Here is a 17,419-nt window from a genome sequence, read left to right as displayed (position 1 = left end):
TTCCACTGGAAAGGCCGAAAGTTTTGTTCACATCCGGCTATACGCGCGATTTCATCATGCGCGATTGCAGGCTTGAGGCTGGAGTAGACCTGCTTTCGAAGCCCGTCACCTATGCAACTTTGGCCTCAAAGGTTCGCGAGTTGCTGGATCGTAGCGACCTATGATCTCCTCCTCGAGGCCAGACCGCGTACGGGACAGTTTGCCAGTCTGCTGATCTTGCGTTCCCGCGCGTCAAGAAAGACCGCCGGTTTGAACCTGGGCTGCGAGGCGGCCAGCCTGACGAGCTTCAGCGGCCATACGGTCGCGCAGGCTGATGGCCTGCTGAGCATAGTGGTCGGCAAAGCGCAGATACTCTGTTCTGATGGTCGGCTCGGCTACCGTGACAGCCGTGGCCCGGCATTCGGCTTCTCGCTTTTTCAGAAAGTCGATGCGGCGAGCATTCATAACTGACCCCCTACCGACCCCTTTTGCCTTTGCAGGCATCAAGTCGCCAACTCTGCAAGAAGCTCAACGGTTCCACATCCCGGGCGTCGCCAAATGGCCGCCTTAGGGCAGACCAAAACGGAAACGGAATAACCGACGGCTATGTCGGCGGTTCCGGAATTATCGCTGGTCTGACACGCTTGCCTGGTCAGCGACCATCTCGGCGTCCAGGCGCTAACCGATACCATGTGACCCAGCGATGAAAGCACCTCGCGCCCACTCGCTGAAGGCCTGACGGGGTAATCGTAAGTCAGCCTGGTACCCGGTACTTCAGCCACCTGGAGTCTTGAACGGTGGGCCTTGAGCGTGCTGGTCCATTGCTGCGCGTGCTTGGCACTCTTCCACCCGGGCCTCAGTCGTTCGATCACGCAGGTGGCGGCTTCGCCGAAGGATTCTGGCGTCCACACAACGCGAAGATCGACACCCTCGAAGATTTTTATTCGCAATATTGAGGCGGCTTGCCGGGCTTCCGCCAGCGATACTCGACTGAGAGGTCCGAGCCCCATTTCGTGGCGCTTGCCGCGCCCCTGAAATACAAAGACCCAGGATCGCGTCCCGCTAGAGCGGACCTTGAGATAGAGGCCGTCGCCATCGGCATGCATGCCCGGAGCTTTGATTGTAGCAACGCCGCGCGCCGTCAGCCGGTTCGTCGTCCTTGCCAATCTGTCGCTCCATTTTCAGGACCGGGCATCCGAAACCCTGAAACATAACCATCAATGGCAGAGCGAGGAAATATGGGAGCGTCACGCCGTGACGAGTCTCTAATCCGGCCTCGCGGCTTGGCCGCGAATGCCGGAATTTCGGTCCTAAGTCCGGTCCTAAAGCCAGACAGCGTGTAGCGCCTCCAACCAGACATCCATCGATACCAAATCTGGAAAATAGTACTTATTTATCAAAAGATTATTTCAAGTCTCCGGTCAGCGCGCATTCACCGCGAACGCAAATCTCCTCCAAATTTATAATTATTTTTCAATGAGTTATTGGAATTGGCGGAGCGGGAGGAATTCGAATTATCCAATTAACACATTGTTTTCACATCAATATTTATTTAAGCGCGACGCCAACCCTAAGATCGCCCCTAAAAGCTGGGTCGCATCCGTACCTTGCCCCGAGCACACGGGCTCCGGCGAGCCGACCTTAAAGGCGAAATGCGTCAACGCATCGCCGCGACGAGGTTCTCCATGAACGCATCGACGACCGGGGGCTTGGGCGCACGCACACGGGTCGCAACGATAAGCGAGCGGGTCCACGGTTCGGCATCGACATCGATCCGCACGAGCCGTCCTATTTCCAGGTCACGGGTCACGAGCATCTCGGGCAGGATTGCGAGATGCGTGCCGGCATCGAGCATCGCCAGCGTGAAGATCACCGAAGTAGTCTCGATCTCCGGTCGCGGGCGCGGCAGGCCTTCCGCCCGGAAGCTTGCCTCGATCGCATGCTCCACCGCGCCGATATTCGCCCCCGCAAGCCAGCGCGCGCCCTTCAGTTCGCCAAGCTTCAGAGGGCCACGCCCTGCAAGGGGATGGCTGGCGCCGGCCAGCACGACATAGCGGATGTCGCCAAGCGCCTCCTCGCGGATCAACGGATCGTGCCGGTCGACCTGGCGCACCGCGACGATGACGTCGAGTTTCCCGAGCAGCAGATCGTTGACCATCATCTCGTAGATGCCCGCCATCGCGCTCAGCCGGACATTTGGCCGTTCCGCCAGAAGCGCCTTGACCGCCGTAGCGACGACATCGGCCGCCGCGCTCGGCCCCACCCCGATCCGCAGCCGGCCGTGCCGTCCACCCAGCATATCGCCAAGATCGGCGCGGAACCGGTCGGTCTCGGCAGCGATGGTGCGCGCGTGTGGCAGGAACAGTTCGGCATAGCTGGTTGGCCGCACCCGCCGCCCGTCGCGTTCGAACAGTCGCACGCCGAGCTGCGCCTCCAGCCGCAGGATGCTCTTGCTCACCGCCTGCTGGCTCAGCCCCAGCATTTCCCCGGCTCCGGCGAACGTACCGCTGTCATAGGCGGCAAGAAAATGGCGAACCTGACGCGATTCCATAAGCTTGCAAATACACAAACACTGGTTGTTGAAAAAGACAATTAGTTGTTGGTTCGCCGAACCGCCACCGCGCAATGATTGCAGCACAGAGCGGAGGCCACATGCAGATCATTACCGAAAAACAGCCGATCGTCGCCGACCAGGCGGGCGTGTGGGAGGGCGAATATGTCCACCTCGACCCCGATCACAACATAATCGATCGGCACAAATCCCGCCTCGTCTGCCGCCTCGTCGACGGCCCGGACGGCGTAGCCAAGCTGAGCCAGACCAACATCTACAGCTGGGCCGACGGCACCCAGGAGATCCGCTATTTCGAGGGCACTTTCGAGGGCGATCGCGTGTGGATCAGGAACGAACTGATCGACGGCTTCGTCGGCGCGCTCAACTATGACGAGACCAACCGCACCATCATGGTTGGCTGGACGCGGACGCATGAGCCCGATTTCCGTTACTATGAAATGATCACCGTTGCCGAGGATGGCGAGGCCAAGAACCGGACGTGGCACTGGTACCGCAAGGGCCGCCTGTTCCAGCGCACCGTGATCAACGAGAATCGGATCTCGCGCGACTGGCAGGCCTATGATGACCCCAGCTATTACAGCTACCGCCCGCGGGCGGCGCTATGAGCCAAGCGGCGCTTTCACGCCGGGGATTGCTGAGTGCGGCGGGAGGCCTTGGCCTCTCCGCCGCTCTCGGCGTTTCGGGACAGGCGGTCGCCGCCTCCGCGCATGACAAGGCCTATGTGAAGCCGAGCCCCGACGGGCGCTATCCCGTCGTGCCGCTCGTCAAAGAGAGCTGGACGCTGGGCGTGGCGCAGGCCCGCTCCATCCCCGTCGACCTCGGCCGCGTCGAGGCCAGCCGGCGCGACAATCTCGATCATATGCTCGGCCTGATCGACGCAGCTTTTGCCTTCGGCGCCGGGCCGGACCTGCTGTTTTTCCACGAATTCCCGATCACCGGCTTCGGCGCGGGCTGGACGCGCAAGGACGTGCTGAAGGTCGCCATCGAGATCCCCGGCGCCGAGACCGTGGCGATCGCGAAGAAGGCGAAGCAATACGGCATCTATATTGTCTTCGGATCCTATGCGCGGGATCCCGACTGGCCGGGCCACGCGCTGTCGATCACCACGGTGATCGGCCCTGACGGCAGCATCCTCGCGCGCGACTGGAAGGCCCGCAACATCAAGGGCGCGTTCGGTGGCGAGATCGAACTGTTCACGACGACGATCTACGACGTGCTCGACCGCTTCGTCGAAATGTATGGACGCGACGCGATCCTGCCCGTGATCCGGACCCCGATCGGCAATCTCGCCACCAGTTCCGTCCAGCGCGAACCCGAACTGTTCCGCGCGCTGGCGATCAAGGGCGCCGAGGTGATCCTGCGCACCGCGACGGGCGGCTTCGTGCCCGCCGACATCGCAGCGACCTCGCTCTACAACGGCGTCTACACCGCCGTCAGCAACAACGCGGTGTCGCCCGGATCGCCTTTCTTCGAGGATACTAATGCGGGCGGTTCGGCGATCTACGGGCCTGATGGCGAGCCGATGGCGATCGCGAAGTCGCCCAACGAGACGCTGGTGATGGCGCGCATCCCAATCGGCGCATTTCGCGGCCGGCATCGCCAGCCAACGATCCATCCGCAGCTCTATATGGACGTGCTGAACGGCTACACGCCGCGCTTTCCGCCCAATCTGTTCGATCAATATCTGCCGGGCGACCTGAAGGACGCCGGGCGCTACCTGCGTGACAAGGGTGTGTGGAAATGAGTGGAGTAGTTCGCAGCGTAACCGGTACGATCCTCTATACCAGCACCAAAGCCGAACGGATGGGCCAAGGCCGCGGTCGCGAGCATTTCCGCATCGATTTCCACGCCGATGGCTGCCGAACGATCGCCGCGCACGGCGAGATCGACGATGCGCCCGCGGTGGTGCGCGACGTCAATCTGCGGGTCGACGCCGATGGCCGGCCGCAGGAAAGCTTCGTGCGGATCGCCGTTGGGGGTGAGTTCCGCGGATCCGGCTGGTTCCGTTTCTCCGACACGATCGCCGAATGCGAGGCGATGACCACCGTCGAGGGACGCGTGTCGCAGCGCATGGAACTGAAGTCGCCGCTCGTCGCCTTCGGCAATCATGCGATGATCAACGACGGCTTCCTGCTCAACCTCTATGACCTGTCACAGGGGCCGGACGTGCAGGTGTTCCGCAACATACTGCTCTCGTCACCCGATCATCGGGGCGCGACCGGCCCGATGCTCTTCCCGATCGACCTCGCCATCGAATTCGTCGGGCGCGAGACGCTGAGGGTGGCGGCAGGCAAGTTCGATGCGCTCCACTTCCGCTTCACCGACATTCCGGGCCTGCTGCTCGAGCATCCGTCCTATGATCTTTGGTGCACCGACGACGGCGACTATGTACTGCTGAAGGCGGCTGTCGGCGGCTATATGCAGACCGCCTATGAACTGACCGCCTATGACCGCACCGGGGCGACGGTATGATCGCGTCCTGGCTGTTAGCTGCGCACATTGCGGTGCTGGGCTACTGGCTCGGTTCCGAATTCGTGATCAACAGCACCTATCGCTACGTCTCCTACAGCGATCGCATGCCCTTCGACGAGCGGTCGCGCCTGATGGAGCATGTGATGCATGTCGATCAGCATGTGCGCTATGCGCTCGTGCTGCAGGCCAGCCTTGGCCCCGCGGTCGCCGCACACTACGGCTATATCCCGGGCGGCGATGCCACCGCGATCGGCTTCGGCATCTTCGGCGCCTTCTGGTTAGGCTTCGTCGAGCTGGTCCACCGGCTGCGCCACAGCGGCATCGGCAAGACTCTGGGCGCGATTGATCGTGGATCGCGGTACGCGCTGATGATGCTGCTCCTCGCGATCGCCACCGGCCTGATCGGCGGCGCATGGCCCATGCCCGAATGGCTGCGCTGGAAGCTGGCGATGTTCGCTTGCGTGATGATGTGCGGCGTCGGAATCCGGCTCGCGCTCATCTCCCACTTCCGCACTTGGGCGGTGATGGCACGTGAAGGGCCGACGGACGAGACCAATACCATCATCAAGCGCACCTATGTCCGCGCGACATCGGTGTTGTTGCTACTCTGGGTGTTCATCACCGCGATCGCGATCATCAGCGTCTGGAAGCCTGCGTGAGCCACGCCGAACTCCTCGATGCCCTCGCAGCAGCCGTCGGAGCGGACGCGATCCGTACCGATGAAGCCGCACTCGATCTCGCCGCGAGCGACGTTCATGTGACCGGCCATCGTCCGGCCGCTGTCGCGCGCCCGCATGACGCGGCCGGTGTTGCCGCGGCAGTCTCGACCGCGACGGCGCTTGGCTATGCGGTGCTGCCACGCGGCGGCGGTCTGAGTTACACCGGCGGCTACGCGCCTCCCGCCGCGAAGGCGATCACGATCGACATGCGCGGGATGGACCGCATCCTCGACATTTCCGAAGAGGATATGACGATCACCGTTCAGGCGGGCGTGACCTGGAAGCAGATCAACGATGCGCTGAAGCCGCGCGGCTTGCGCCTACCCTTCATCGGCACCTTTTCGGGCGCGGGCGCGACCGTTGGCGGTGGGCTCGGCCAAGGCGCGCTGTTTTTCGGTTCGGCACGTTACGGATCGGCGGCCGAGAATGTGCTGGGGATCGAGATCGTCCTTGCCGACGGCACACTGCTGCAGACCGGACAGCGGGCGCTGGCGCGGGCAAGCAGGCCGATCCTGCGAACCTTCGGCCCCGACACCACCGGCCTGTTCACGCATGACGGCGGCATGTTCGGGATCAAGACCGAAGCAAGCTTCCGCCTGATCCGCGCGCCCGCGGAACAGGGCTATGCGAGCTTCGCTTTCGCCTCGCTCGAGGAGGCGGCCGACGCGCTGTGCGAGATCGCGCGCGCCGATCTGGCGGAGGAGGTCTATATCCTCGATCCCAGCGTCGCGGGCGCGGTGCATACGGATACCGTGACCATGGCGAAGACCGCCGTGTCGGTGGCGCGCGATGCCGGCGGCGCCATCAAGGCGGTCAAGGCCCTCGCCTCTCTGGGCAAAGGCGGCACCCGCTTCATCCCGGAAGGCCATTTCTCGCTGCACCTTTGCGCTGCGGGCCGCTGCGCCGCGGCGGTCGCGGCCGATCTGGAAGAGGCGCATCGCATCGCCACGCACGCAGGCGGCCAGCCCGTCGCGCCGACCATTCCGCGCGTTGCGCGCGCCGAACTGTTCGCCAATCTGAACGGCGTCCTCGGCCCCACCGGCGGTCGCTGGGCTGCGCTCAACGCCAAGGTGGCCCATTCGGATGCGCGCCGGCTGATTGCCGCTTTCGACGCCATGATTGCGCCGCACGCCGAAGAAATGGCTAGGCATGGCGTGACCTTCACCCGGCTGGTGTCAGCACTCGCCAACCATTGCTTCAGCTTCGAACCCGTCTTCCACTGGCGCGACACATGGCTGCCACTGCATCGCGAAGCCCCGGAACCCGAGCATCTGGCGGGATTTGTCGAGCCGTCGTCTAATCTCGGAGCACGCGCGCTGGTCGACAGGCTGCGTGCGGAGACGGTCGAGCTGTTCCGCTCCCTCGGCGCCGCATCGAACCAGATCGGCCGCACCTACCCCTTCCGGGCTGCGCTTTCGCCGGCGCCCGACCAGTTTCTGTCCGCCATCAAGGCCGCACTCGATCCCCGGGGGTTGATGAACCCCGGCGTGCTCGGCTTCGCATGACATCAATCGAGGAACGATCAGCATGAAACCCGTCCGATTTTCGATCCTCGCCCTGGCCGCGTTGCCCCTCGCCGCTTGTGGAGGGGAAAAGCAGGCGGGGCCGGCCGACGCCGTCGCCATCTGCGCGACGTGCCACACCTTCAACAAGGGCGGAATGAAGCGGACGGGTCCCAACCTCCACGGCATTGTTGGCGCCACCGCCGGCAGCCAGCCGGGCTTCACCTATTCCGGCGCCATGAAGGATAGCGGCATCACCTGGACGCCCGAGACGCTCGACGCCTTCATTGCTGCACCCGGCAAGCTCATCCCCGGCAACCGCATGGGCTTTGCCGGGGAGCCGGACGCTGCGAAGCGCAAGGCGATCATTGCCTGGCTGCGCGACGAAAGCACCAAATAGACACCCGAAACAAGATGCTGGGCGCAGCGCGAGCGACGGCAAAAATCAGCAGGGGAGACATCGTGTTCAAGACCATTCTGCTCGGATGCAGCGCACTCGGAATGCTGGCGGCGACACCCATTGCGGCGAGGATACTCGACCCCGACAAGCCCGAGGATGCCGTTGAAATCATGAAGCGCGCGCAATGCGGCGCGAAAGACGGAACGCCCGCGGTCTATCACTGGACGGGCAAGGTCTATTCGCGCGTCGAAGGTGAACCGGATCGGCTGCTCTTCACGGGCGAAGGCATGAACATCCGCCAGTGCATCACCGTGGCCGATGCAAAGCGCGGCAAGGGCTACCGCCAGGTCAGCCGCGAGGTGATGGTGTTCACCGATCCCAAAACCGGCGCGATCGTCCGCAACTGGGCCAACCCCTGGACGGGCGAGACGGTCGAGGTGATGCAGATCGCCAACGACCCGGTCAACGTGCCGGCCGCCTTCCCTTATTCGGCTGATGGCATGCCGTTCAAACCGGGACACAAGCGGATGGGCCAGTGGCTCGCCATGCCGCTTGAGGTGCCGCTCTTCTACCATAATGTGCTGGCCGGCGAGTATCAGGACTATATCGGCGGCAAATACCACGCGATGGAGATTTTCGACTTCATCGCGCGGGCCGACGAGATCCTCGACACGAAAAACGCCACCGCGCATCCGTCAATTTCATGGGTCCGCATTTCCGACTGGATGCCGTGGATGAAGATGCGCGGGCGTCAGGGCCAGCTCGTCTTCAACGCCGTCGGCACCAAGCTCGACAACTTCGATGAGTTGCCGACGCTGCTGAAGGACGAGATCGCGGCGAACTATCCGGCCTACCGGCAGGCGCCGCCCATCGACGACGCGCGTCCCAACGAGACGACCTGGACCACCTTCCGGAAATGGGCGGATGAACACCGCAAGGCTGCGCCAGCCGGGGATTCGCACCGGGCCCATTGAAGCGGCGCCGGGCGCCGCAACCATCGCTGAAAGAGTGCGCGACAAGGATTTCGCGCCACGATTTCTGGCGCCAAATCTGCCTAGCATTTCTTGAGATATATTTGCCACATATCTTAAAAATTTAGTGTTTTTATTACGATTTGTCCGGACATTTAAACACAATTTGTCTGGACAACTTTAGGCGGCTTCCGACATTGGAGGCGTCTTGCGGTCACAACCGCTGTTGAGGGGGACAATCACAATGCGACGTTCAGAATTCCCGGCACTAAAGCTGGCGCTTCGCCTGTCCGTTGCCGCCATGGCACTCGGCGCGATGCCCGCGCTGGCGCAGACGGACACCGGACAGCCCGCCGCCGAAGAAGACACCGGCGACGCGATCGTCGTCACCGCGCGCAAGCGTTCGGAAACCCTGCTCGAAGTGCCGATCGCGGTCAGCGCGTTCAACGACGCCTCCATCAAGGACAAGATGGCGCAGGACATCACCGACCTCGCCGACTACACTCCCGGCTTCCAGATCCAGGAAGCCTTCGGTCGCGAAGGCGACCGCCCGGTGATGCGTGGCGCGTCCAACATCCTGTTCAGCGACGGCAAGGTCGGCATCTTCCTCGACGGCGCACCCTATTTCGGCGACTTCTCCTCACTCGACCTCGCTAATGTCGAGCGCGTCGAAGTGATCAAGGGGCCGCAGTCCGCCGTATTTGGCCGCGGCACGCTGAGCGGTGCGATCAACGTCGTGCTGAAGCGTCCAACCAATGATTTCGAAGGCAGCGCCTCGGCCACGATCGGCAATTTCGACCGCCGGGAAGTGAGCGCCGCGGTATCGGGCCCGATCGTCGACGGCATAGGCTTCCAGGCAGGCGTGAAATTCTTCGATATCGACGGTCAGTGGCGCAACAACGCCGTTCCCGGCGAACGTCTTGGCGACCAAGACACCAAACAATATACGGCGGGGCTGTTTTTCGATCCCACCGTCGACATCAGCGCTTCCGTGCGCTGGCTGCATCAGGAGGACGATGACGGCCATTTCGCAATCGGCCTACAGCCGTCGAGCGCGAACAACTGCTTCCTTACCACCCGCCCCTATTATTGCGGTGTGGTGCCGGCCCAAAAAAGCTTCGGGCTCAACACCGATCGCCTTTTGCGCCCGGGCCTCTATCGCAATGCCGATCGCTTCATCGGCGACATCAACTGGGACATCGCCGGATCGGGTTACGAAGCGTCGTTCCAGTCAGGTTACAGCGACCTGACCGAGGTCAATGGCGTCGACCAGACCTATGACGATCGCGGTTTCTATTTCCTGCCGCCGGCGCTGTGCGGCACGTCCTTCTTCGCGCTGCCGAACCAGGATTGTAGCAAATCCAGCTTCGAGACGACGACCGGCACCCGCCGCAAGACCGAGACCTATGAAGCCCGCCTCACCTCCCCGGGCGGCGACCGCTTCCGGTGGCGGATCGGCGCGTTTTACAGCTATGACAAGCAGCGCGGGATGACCGAATATCTCGAACTGAACGAGGTTGGCCCCGAACTGCTCGACGACACGAAGCGCGTGAAGAACACCGCTTTCTTCGGCGGCGTGGATTTCGACGTCAGCAGCACGGTGACGATCGGAGCCGAGCTCCGCCACCAGATCGACAAGGTCTACAGCGACACGCCGTCCTACCGTGTCGGCGACGTGTTCGACCCCGCTTATCTCGCCACCGTCACGCTGCCCAATCCCGACCAGATCGTCGGCGTCGAGGGAACGCGAAAGGCGACCTTCAAGGCCACGCTGCCGCGCATCACCGTCAACTGGAAGCCGCAGCGCGACCTGTCCTTCTACGCGCAATATTCGCAGGGCAACTCGCCGGGCGGCTTCAACAAGGCGAGCGCCCCCGAGCCCACCTATGACGAGGAAAAGCTGATCAACTACGAGATCGGCATGAAGACGTCGAAGTTCGGCTTCGATTATCTGAATTTCGCCGCCTTCTGGCAGGACTATAAGAACCAGGTCCTCACCAACACCTATATCGCCGGCAATGTCGTCGATTCCTACAGCGTGAACATCGGCCGCACGCGGATCCGCGGCATCGAGATCGACGGGCAGCTTCCGCTGGTCGGCGATATCCTGAAGCTCCAGTTCAACTACAGCTTCCTCGACGCCGAGATCCGCGAAGGCGTGGAAGCCGAAAAGGCACTCCAGACGATGGGCCGCGCGTGCAAGACCGGCTCCGCCGTCAATCTGGATCTGCCGGGCTGCCGCGAGGCGGCGTCAATCGCCGGCAACCGCCCACCGCTCGTTTCCAAGCATACGGGCACAATCGGGCTGCGGTTCAAGCACGATTTCGGCAACGACTGGACCTTCTTCTCGGGCGCCGACGTGATCTACCGGAGCAGCTATTACGCGCAGGTCTTGAACCTTGCCGAGAGTGGAGATTCGACCAAGCTGAACCTCCAAGTCGGCGTGCATGACGACAATGGGCTGCGCATCACCGTCTATGGCAAGAATGTGCTGGGCGACGAGACGCCCCTCGGCATACTGCGCTATCTAGACTTCCCGGCACCCCGGACGCCGACGGGTGATTATGCCCGAGCATTCGCCATCACCCCGGCGCGCAAGGCCGAGTTCGGCCTGACGGTCAGCAAGTCCTTCTGAGGATGTGTTGACCGGACATGGGAGAACGGGATGCGCCATCGACCGCGCAGCCCGTTCCCCTCACCCGTTTTTGGATCAACATAATCGGAGCCTTCGATGCCCGCTTACCTCATCGTCATCGCCACCATTTCGGACCGCGAGGCTTTTCTTGCGCGCTACGCGCCCCGGGCCGCGGCGCTACTCGAGCAATTCGGCGGGCGATACCGGATGCGAGCGCCAGGCGCCGAGCTCCTTGAAGGCAGTTTCGGCAATGGTGGTTCGGTCGTTATTTCCGAGTGGGCGAGCAAGGAGGCCGCGCTCACCTTCTGGAACTCCTCCGAATATCGTGAGGTGCGGGCGCTGCGCGAGGGCATCAGCGAATGCCAGGTCGTGTTGATTGAAGCGCCCGATATTGCCGGCTGAGCAGATTTAGACGTCCCACAAAGGAGCCCGAAATGCCCAAACTCTACACTATCATCACCAAGGACAAGCCCGGCGCGACGGCAACGCGCATGGAAAAGCTGAAGGAGCATCTGGCGCATGTAGAAACGAACCTCGATCGGCTCGCCGTCGCTGGCCCGCTGCGCGACGAGGACGGCAATTTCACGGGTTCGCTGCTAGTGGTGAAGGCCGATAGTGAAGCCGATGCGCGCGCGCTGTTAGAAACCGATCCCTATTACAAGGCGGACATCTGGTCCGACATCGAGATCCGCGCGTTTAACGCGGCCGCTGGCGAATGGGTTGGCGGCAAGACCTGGTAGGGAGGACATGGCACGCGTCGCACAGATAGCATTTACCGGCGCCTCTGAAGTCAGCCGCTTTAACGATGTCGATCCGCGGATAGGAATCCGCGGATCAAGGCCGCCCGCCTGATACGAAAATCGGCGGTATCGCCGCGCGGCAACATCACAAAGCGCCCATCATCCAGCAGCGGCGCCACTGACCGGGTGGCTTCGATCAGCGGGTCATTCTCTGCCGCGAACACGAGCGTCGGCCGCGTGATCTGCGGCAGACGCTCCCGCGCGTCCCACCGGAACGCCGCATGATAGTTCAGATGATAGGTGTCGTTCGCCTTGAGCAGTTCGACGAGCCAGGCATGGATATCCTCTGCACGCCCGAGCCCGCCATCGCGACGCCCTGCACAGTCGCGGCTATACCAGGGGAAGAAGAGATACTGGTCGCGCAGGAAATTGAAGGCGCGGATCAGATAGGCGCCGTCGAGGTCGGGCGAGAACGGCTTGGCATAGTGCGTGAGCACTTCCTCTAATTCCTCGGACGTGAGCACGCTGATCCCATCGAGCACGAGCCGATCGATCCGTTCGGGCGCCAATATGGCCAACTCGCCTGCAATGGCGGCACCGGTATGCGATCCGTAGAGATCGACGCGCTCCAGTCCGATACTGTCGATAAATTCGAGAGTGGCGCGGGCCAGGTCCACAACCTCGGGGCGGTCCAGTGGCAAGGGTGTGCTGTCGCCATTGCCGGGCGTGTCCGGCGCGATGACGCGCCTGTCATCCGCCATATCCTCAATCAGTGACAATAATTGGCGCGAACTGCCCGGTGACGCGTGGAGCAGCAATAGCGGCGCGCCCGCTCCGGCATGGCGATAATGGAACTGCCCGTGGCCGACATCGGCAAAGCCGCGCCTGATCACGACATCATTCACTGCCGGGCGCTTGATGGCACGCGGATCGCGCCGAACGGGGCGTCGTCCGCCGCACCAAGGAAGCTCAGCACCAGATCCGCCGCATCGTCGGCAAAGCCGTCGAGAAAGCCGTGCCCCCAGTGCGGCAGCTCGACGAGGCGGCCGTGGCGCATCAGCGCGGGCGCGCGCCGGCTCTGTTCCTGCAGATCGTCATCGGTGCTCAGGATGAGCATCGGCTGCGTCACTTCGGGAATGCGCATGTCGGGCACGAACGAGAAGGCGGCATTGTGCCCCCACCATTCGCGATTGCCTGCGAGAAGCCCTTCGGGAAACATGTCGTTGAGGTCCTCGATCGACAGGCCACGTCCGAGATTCCAGTGGACAAAGCCTTGCCACCGCTTGAGCAAATGGCTGCCATCCGCGTCCGGCATATGCGGCGCATAGAGCCGCCGCATCTCCACAAGTTCTTCCGACGTGAAAATCGGCGCCGACACGCAGACCAGCCGACGCACCAAGTCGGGCCGGTCGGCAGCGAGATCGGCTGCGATCATCGATCCGGTGTGATAGCCCATCAGGTCGACCAGCCCGACAAAACCCAACGCCGCGATGGCCGCCTGCATCGCCCGGCTATAATCGGCTATACCGGGTGGCGACGACGGCGGATCGGACATGCCGAAGCCCGGTGTGTCGATCGCGACCGCCATACGCCCCTGCGCGGCCAGCACCGCGAGGAAGCGTTCGTAGATGCGCCCGCTCATCGGGCTCATGTGAAAGCAGATCAGCGGCGGATGCTCCCCCGGCTCTCCCGCGACGCGCACATGCATCTGACCGAAGGGACCGTCGACATAGGCGCGCCGCACCTCCATCTCAGCCCCCGATCTCGATGAGTTCGATCAGTTCTCCGGCATATCCGCGCACTGTGGCCGCACGGCGCCCCTCATAGACCGGGCCGTCACGCTCTACCGGCGGTGCGATGAACGCGACGTCGAGCGCGTCGAGATCGTCGATCGCAAGCGTAATCATAGCATTGCCCGGCGGCAGCATCTCGGGATCTCCCTGCCGCACGGCTGCCTCGGCGGGATAATCGTCGACCTCGATGATCGGCAGCCGCCCCTTCTGCACCATGGTGATCGTGGTGCGGTAATCGCTGCCCAGCCCGAAGGCGTTGTTGATCATCGAATAAGCGAGCGTATAGCTCGACGAGACATCGAGCTTCAGCGCTTGTTCGAACCATTTGAGGCTCGCCTCGCGATCGGGGGTCGCGAGGATCACGATGAAAATATGATCGGTGAGCGAGTTCGCCTTTGGCAGATCCGAGGTCGGCGTGTTGTCCGCCACCTCGTTGAGATAGATCATCTCTCGCCCGCGCCCCGTCACCTGCATCGGGATGAAATAGGGCAGCCCTTCAAGCGCCTTCGGGGGGCCGACAATATCGAAGCCGCTGCCTTGCAGACGATCCGGCCAGCCGAACACGTCCTTCACGGTCAGCTCGTAAGCTGCCCAACCGAAGGTTCGCGTTGGTTTGAAATCGTCAGGCAAGGGCGCCTCGACCAGCCGGACAAAACAATGCGCGCCGCTCTGCGGCTGGAGCGTCGCAAAACGCGCGCCCGCGCTTTTGGGGCAGCCCCAGCTCGCGGCGAGACCGGCGTCGAGCGTGCCTTGTTCGACCACAGCAAGGCCAAGGCAGCCATGATAATCGGCGAGCGCCGCATCGAGATCGGGGGTCGAGACTACACCGCCCGCGATCCGGCCATGTGTGAGATAATCGCTCATTTGAACACGGCCTTGCGCTTTTCGAGAAATGCCGAGACGCCCTCCCTGAAATCCTCACCGGTGAAGGCCGAGCCGAACAATGCGTGCGTCTCCGCGTCGTCATCGGCCTGCCCGTCGAGGATGCGGCGAACGATCTTCTTTGTATTGCGCACGCTGTGCGACGACGCGGATGCGATCGCCCCGGCCAGCGCAGTCGCAGCCGCAACGGGATCCTCGTCGAGGATCTCGATCAGCCCGATGCGCTGCGCCTCTTCAGCCGGCAGGAGTTGCGCCGTGAACAGGATACGCTTGGCCTGCGCGGGGCCGACCAGATCGACGAGCAGCTTGGTATCGTGTAGCGAATAAACGAGACCGAGCTTCGCCGGCGTGATCCCGAAGCGCGCACGCGGCGAGGCCACACGCAGATCGCACGCGATCGAAAGCCCACAGCCGCCGCCGACGCAATCGCCGTCGATCGCCGCGATCACCGGCTTTTCGGCGCGCGCCAGTTCGTGCTGTGCGCGGCGGATCGAATCCTGGTTCTTAGCGCGCCACTCGGGATCGAGCGCCCCTTCGCTGAATTCAGCGATGTCCGCACCGGCGCAGAAGGTTCCCGGCTCGGCCGAGCGGAGGATCACGACCTTGATCGCGTCGTCCGCCATCGCATCGGCGAGCAGTCCGGGCAGCGCCTCCCACATCGCCTGCGTGAAGGCGTTGCGCTTCACCGCACGGTCGATCAGCAGATGCGCGATCGCACCCTGTTTTTCGAGGCGAACGCTCACGCCGGATCGACCTTTGCAAGATGTTGCGCGATCTGGTGGCGCGTGGTGATCCACACATCCTTCTTCGCGTTGACGTGGCGAAAGAATTCCTCGAGCGCCCAGATCCGGCCCGGCCGACCGATGATACGCAGATGCAGGCCCAGCGACATCATCTTGGGATTGCCGGCCTCGCCCTCGCGATAGAGCTGGTCGAAGCAGTTCTTCGCATATTCCAGCCATTGCGCCGGCGTCATCGCCGGATCGGTCCACATCTTCATGTCGTTGGAATCGAGCTGATAAGGCACGATTGTGATCGGCTTTCCGGGCACCGTCTGCTTATCCCAGAACGGCACGTCGCCCGAATAATCATCCATGTGATAAGCGAAGCCCTCCTCGATCAGCAGGCGCCGCGTATTGTCCGTGTGGAAATAGCGGCTGAGCCAGCCATAAGGACGCACACCGACGGTTTTCTCGATCGAGGCGACCGCCTTGCGGATGAACTCGCGTTCCTGCTCCTCGTTCATCTTGAACTGATGCACCCAGCGCCAGCCATGGCTGACGGGTTCATGGCCAAGCTCCGCAATGGCCGCTGCGATTTCGGGATGGTTTTCGAGGCTCAGCGCCGCAACCGTCCAGCTCGCCATGATGTTGTAGTCACTCAGCAGCTTCACGACGCGTGGCGCGCCCGCCTTGATGCCGTAGAGATAATTGGATTCATTACCGTAATTGCGGATCGGCGACTTGATATGGATACCGAGCTCATCGACCGGCTCCATGCCGCGGTCGCCCCGCGCCACGGTCATTTCCGACCCTTCCTCGACATTGACGACGACCGACAAAGCAAGCTTCGCGCCGTTGGGCCAGTCGATCCGTTCCTCGATCATCAATGCATCTCCTCACCGCCCGAGACGTTGAGCGCCTCGCCGGTCACGTAAACTGCGTCGTCGGAGGCCAGCCACGCGCAGGCGGCGGCGGTGTCGCTGCCAAGACCCGGACGTCCCATCGGGTTCTTGCGCTTCATGTTGTCGATATAGGCTTCCACGGTATCGAACCCGAGCAGCTTCGAGAAATACTCGTTCTGGCGCGCACCAAGGCCGGTGGTGACATGGTTGGGGCAGACCGCGTTGACGGTGATGCCATGCTGGCCGAGCTCGATCGCGTTGGAACGCGTAAGGCCGACCATGCCGTGCTTGGAGCTGGTATAGGGCGCCATGTGCGGAAAGCCCGTCTTCGCCGCCTGGCTGGCGATGTTAATGATCCGCCCGCCTTTGCCGCCGGCGATCATCGCTTTCGCGGCGGCCTTGGTGCCATAAAAGGCGCCCGACAGATTGACGCCGATCACCGCTTCCCATTCGCTCGACGTCGTTTCGAGCAGTGGCTTCATGATATAGCCGATACCTGCATTGTTGACCCAGATGTCGAGCGATCCGAAAGTCTCGACCGTTTTCGCGACGAGCGCCTCGCAGCTTTCCTCGGAACGCACGTCGCACGGGATCACCGCGACCTTCGCGCCACGCTGCCGCAGTTCCGCGGCCACTGCTTCCATCTCGTCGGTGGTGCCGATGTCGCTTGCGCCCATATGTTCGGCCGGCTTGCCCAAATCGGAGACGACACAGTTGGCGCCTTCGTCAGCGAAGCGCTGCAGGATCGCCTGCCCCAAACCCTTGTCCCGGCCCGAGCCGGTGACGACGATCGTCTTTCCCTCGAAGCGACGCATCACAGCGTCTCGGTGAGGATGAACTGCGGATTGTCCGCAAACTGCTGGAATTGGGCAGCGACCTTCTGCACCGCCTCGCTCGACACGTCCTTACCGAAGGCATCCATGTCGGCGACGTCGATCACCTCGAAATATGCGAAAGGCGATGGCGCGTCGCTGCCGAGTACGCCGGTCGCGCGATGGACCTGGAAATCCTTGACGGAGCCCAGCGCGTTCACGCCCGGAATATCGGTCGTGCGTGCCCAGTTCTCATAGGCAGCGGGATCGACGCCAGGTTTCAGGTTGAACAGCACGATGATCCGCATGGGGCTCTCC

At 62.7% G+C, this 17,419-nt stretch carries 20 protein-coding genes; 10 read left to right on the top strand and 10 right to left on the bottom strand.

Annotated features, from left to right (window positions below; translation table 11 throughout):
• Window positions 1–231: 231 nt before the first annotated feature.
• From ACFB49_RS03090 to ACFB49_RS03080, 3 genes are all read right to left on the bottom strand, one after another.
• Window positions 232–444, bottom strand: coding sequence for a hypothetical protein (locus ACFB49_RS03090; protein WP_380875808.1), 213 nt, complete (start codon window positions 442–444; stop codon window positions 232–234).
• A gap of 38 nt (window positions 445–482) precedes the next feature.
• Complete coding sequence (locus ACFB49_RS03085) at window positions 483–1,145, bottom strand: Arm DNA-binding domain-containing protein (protein WP_380875805.1); 663 nt, start codon at window positions 1,143–1,145, stop codon at window positions 483–485.
• A 491-nt stretch (window positions 1,146–1,636) separates the two neighbouring features.
• Window positions 1,637–2,530: a LysR family transcriptional regulator gene (locus ACFB49_RS03080; protein WP_380875802.1), complete on the bottom strand. Its 894-nt coding sequence runs from the start codon at window positions 2,528–2,530 to the stop codon at window positions 1,637–1,639.
• Between the two features lie 101 nt (window positions 2,531–2,631).
• Between ACFB49_RS03080 and ACFB49_RS03075 the strand changes: the two genes are divergently transcribed.
• The 10 genes from ACFB49_RS03075 to ACFB49_RS03030 all read left to right on the top strand — a co-directional run bounded on the left by ACFB49_RS03075 (window position 2,632) and on the right by ACFB49_RS03030 (window position 11,990).
• Window positions 2,632–3,156, top strand: coding sequence for a DUF3598 domain-containing protein (locus ACFB49_RS03075; protein ID WP_380875799.1), 525 nt, complete (start codon window positions 2,632–2,634; stop codon window positions 3,154–3,156).
• Complete coding sequence (locus tag ACFB49_RS03070; protein WP_380875796.1) at window positions 3,153–4,295, top strand: nitrilase-related carbon-nitrogen hydrolase; 1,143 nt, start codon at window positions 3,153–3,155, stop codon at window positions 4,293–4,295. Before ACFB49_RS03075 ends, ACFB49_RS03070 begins: the two co-directional genes overlap by 4 nt.
• Window positions 4,292–5,023, top strand: coding sequence for a hypothetical protein (locus ACFB49_RS03065; protein ID WP_380875794.1), 732 nt, complete (start codon window positions 4,292–4,294; stop codon window positions 5,021–5,023). The genes ACFB49_RS03070 and ACFB49_RS03065 overlap by 4 nt, the downstream gene beginning before the upstream one ends.
• A complete protein-coding gene (locus ACFB49_RS03060) occupies window positions 5,020–5,682 on the top strand; it encodes a hypothetical protein (protein ID WP_380875791.1) in 663 nt (220 codons plus the stop codon). Before ACFB49_RS03065 ends, ACFB49_RS03060 begins: the two co-directional genes overlap by 4 nt.
• The gene (locus ACFB49_RS03055; protein WP_380875788.1) at window positions 5,679–7,247 is read left to right on the top strand and encodes an FAD-binding oxidoreductase; all 1,569 of its coding nucleotides are present in this window, start codon (window positions 5,679–5,681) and stop codon (window positions 7,245–7,247) included. Before ACFB49_RS03060 ends, ACFB49_RS03055 begins: the two co-directional genes overlap by 4 nt.
• A gap of 22 nt (window positions 7,248–7,269) precedes the next feature.
• Complete coding sequence (locus tag ACFB49_RS03050; RefSeq protein WP_380875785.1) at window positions 7,270–7,644, top strand: c-type cytochrome; 375 nt, start codon at window positions 7,270–7,272, stop codon at window positions 7,642–7,644.
• 62 nt (window positions 7,645–7,706) lie between these two features.
• Entirely contained in the window at window positions 7,707–8,618 is a 912-nt protein-coding gene (locus tag ACFB49_RS03045; protein WP_380875782.1) for a DUF1838 family protein, read from the top strand.
• 241 nt (window positions 8,619–8,859) lie between these two features.
• Entirely contained in the window at window positions 8,860–11,250 is a 2,391-nt protein-coding gene (locus tag ACFB49_RS03040; RefSeq protein ID WP_380875779.1) for a TonB-dependent receptor, read from the top strand.
• A gap of 96 nt (window positions 11,251–11,346) precedes the next feature.
• The gene (locus tag ACFB49_RS03035) at window positions 11,347–11,652 is read left to right on the top strand and encodes a DUF1330 domain-containing protein (RefSeq protein ID WP_380875777.1); all 306 of its coding nucleotides are present in this window, start codon (window positions 11,347–11,349) and stop codon (window positions 11,650–11,652) included.
• A gap of 32 nt (window positions 11,653–11,684) precedes the next feature.
• Window positions 11,685–11,990, top strand: a complete 306-nt coding sequence (locus tag ACFB49_RS03030) for a YciI family protein (RefSeq protein WP_380875774.1) — start codon at window positions 11,685–11,687, stop codon at window positions 11,988–11,990.
• Between the two features lie 59 nt (window positions 11,991–12,049).
• On the opposite strand, the gene ACFB49_RS03025 is transcribed toward ACFB49_RS03030, so the two are convergent.
• The 7 genes from ACFB49_RS03025 to ACFB49_RS02995 are packed head-to-tail and all read right to left on the bottom strand — an operon-like array spanning window position 12,050 to window position 17,409.
• Window positions 12,050–12,895 carry an alpha/beta fold hydrolase gene (locus ACFB49_RS03025; protein ID WP_380875771.1) on the bottom strand — a complete coding sequence of 282 codons (846 nt, stop codon included), beginning with the start codon at window positions 12,893–12,895 and terminating at the stop codon, window positions 12,050–12,052.
• Complete coding sequence (locus ACFB49_RS03020; RefSeq protein WP_380875768.1) at window positions 12,892–13,740, bottom strand: alpha/beta fold hydrolase; 849 nt, start codon at window positions 13,738–13,740, stop codon at window positions 12,892–12,894. The genes ACFB49_RS03025 and ACFB49_RS03020 overlap by 4 nt, the downstream gene beginning before the upstream one ends.
• A 1-nt stretch (window position 13,741) precedes the next feature.
• The gene (locus tag ACFB49_RS03015; protein WP_380875765.1) at window positions 13,742–14,647 is read right to left on the bottom strand and encodes a VOC family protein; all 906 of its coding nucleotides are present in this window, start codon (window positions 14,645–14,647) and stop codon (window positions 13,742–13,744) included.
• Window positions 14,644–15,408, bottom strand: coding sequence for an enoyl-CoA hydratase/isomerase family protein (locus ACFB49_RS03010; RefSeq protein ID WP_380875762.1), 765 nt, complete (start codon window positions 15,406–15,408; stop codon window positions 14,644–14,646). Before ACFB49_RS03010 ends, ACFB49_RS03015 begins: the two co-directional genes overlap by 4 nt.
• Complete coding sequence (locus ACFB49_RS03005) at window positions 15,405–16,271, bottom strand: polysaccharide deacetylase family protein (protein ID WP_380875760.1); 867 nt, start codon at window positions 16,269–16,271, stop codon at window positions 15,405–15,407. Before ACFB49_RS03005 ends, ACFB49_RS03010 begins: the two co-directional genes overlap by 4 nt.
• On the bottom strand, window positions 16,271–17,104 hold the full coding sequence (locus ACFB49_RS03000; RefSeq protein ID WP_380875757.1) for an SDR family NAD(P)-dependent oxidoreductase: 834 nt from the start codon (window positions 17,102–17,104) through the stop codon (window positions 16,271–16,273). The genes ACFB49_RS03005 and ACFB49_RS03000 overlap by 1 nt, the downstream gene beginning before the upstream one ends.
• The gene (locus ACFB49_RS02995) at window positions 17,104–17,409 is read right to left on the bottom strand and encodes an REDY-like protein HapK (protein ID WP_380875755.1); all 306 of its coding nucleotides are present in this window, start codon (window positions 17,407–17,409) and stop codon (window positions 17,104–17,106) included. Before ACFB49_RS02995 ends, ACFB49_RS03000 begins: the two co-directional genes overlap by 1 nt.
• Window positions 17,410–17,419: the final 10 nt, after the last annotated feature.

This window comes from Sphingomonas sp. DBB INV C78, assembly GCF_042693015.1.
In the GTDB taxonomy this organism is placed as follows: Bacteria; Pseudomonadota; Alphaproteobacteria; order Sphingomonadales; family Sphingomonadaceae; genus Sphingomonas_E.
This window is presented reverse-complemented; position numbering and strand designations above follow the sequence as displayed.

Bases quoted from the DNA above. Each gene is read 5' to 3' on its own strand.
- ACFB49_RS03090 (WP_380875808.1), bottom strand. From the start codon at position 444: ATGAATGCTCGCCGCATCGACTTTCTGAAAAAGCGAGAAGCCGAATGC.
- ACFB49_RS03080 (WP_380875802.1), bottom strand. From the start codon at position 2,530: ATGGAATCGCGTCAGGTTCGCCATTTTCTTGCCGCCTATGACAGCGGT.
- ACFB49_RS03075 (WP_380875799.1), top strand. From the start codon at position 2,632: ATGCAGATCATTACCGAAAAACAGCCGATCGTCGCCGACCAGGCGGGC.
- ACFB49_RS03070 (WP_380875796.1), top strand. From the start codon at position 3,153: ATGAGCCAAGCGGCGCTTTCACGCCGGGGATTGCTGAGTGCGGCGGGA.
- ACFB49_RS03065 (WP_380875794.1), top strand. From the start codon at position 4,292: ATGAGTGGAGTAGTTCGCAGCGTAACCGGTACGATCCTCTATACCAGC.
- ACFB49_RS03060 (WP_380875791.1), top strand. From the start codon at position 5,020: ATGATCGCGTCCTGGCTGTTAGCTGCGCACATTGCGGTGCTGGGCTAC.
- ACFB49_RS03050 (WP_380875785.1), top strand. From the start codon at position 7,270: ATGAAACCCGTCCGATTTTCGATCCTCGCCCTGGCCGCGTTGCCCCTC.
- ACFB49_RS03040 (WP_380875779.1), top strand. From the start codon at position 8,860: ATGCGACGTTCAGAATTCCCGGCACTAAAGCTGGCGCTTCGCCTGTCC.
- ACFB49_RS03035 (WP_380875777.1), top strand. From the start codon at position 11,347: ATGCCCGCTTACCTCATCGTCATCGCCACCATTTCGGACCGCGAGGCT.
- ACFB49_RS03030 (WP_380875774.1), top strand. From the start codon at position 11,685: ATGCCCAAACTCTACACTATCATCACCAAGGACAAGCCCGGCGCGACG.
- ACFB49_RS03020 (WP_380875768.1), bottom strand. From the start codon at position 13,740: ATGGAGGTGCGGCGCGCCTATGTCGACGGTCCCTTCGGTCAGATGCAT.
- ACFB49_RS03015 (WP_380875765.1), bottom strand. From the start codon at position 14,647: ATGAGCGATTATCTCACACATGGCCGGATCGCGGGCGGTGTAGTCTCG.
- ACFB49_RS03005 (WP_380875760.1), bottom strand. From the start codon at position 16,271: ATGATCGAGGAACGGATCGACTGGCCCAACGGCGCGAAGCTTGCTTTG.
- ACFB49_RS03000 (WP_380875757.1), bottom strand. From the start codon at position 17,104: ATGCGTCGCTTCGAGGGAAAGACGATCGTCGTCACCGGCTCGGGCCGG.
- ACFB49_RS02995 (WP_380875755.1), bottom strand. From the start codon at position 17,409: ATGCGGATCATCGTGCTGTTCAACCTGAAACCTGGCGTCGATCCCGCT.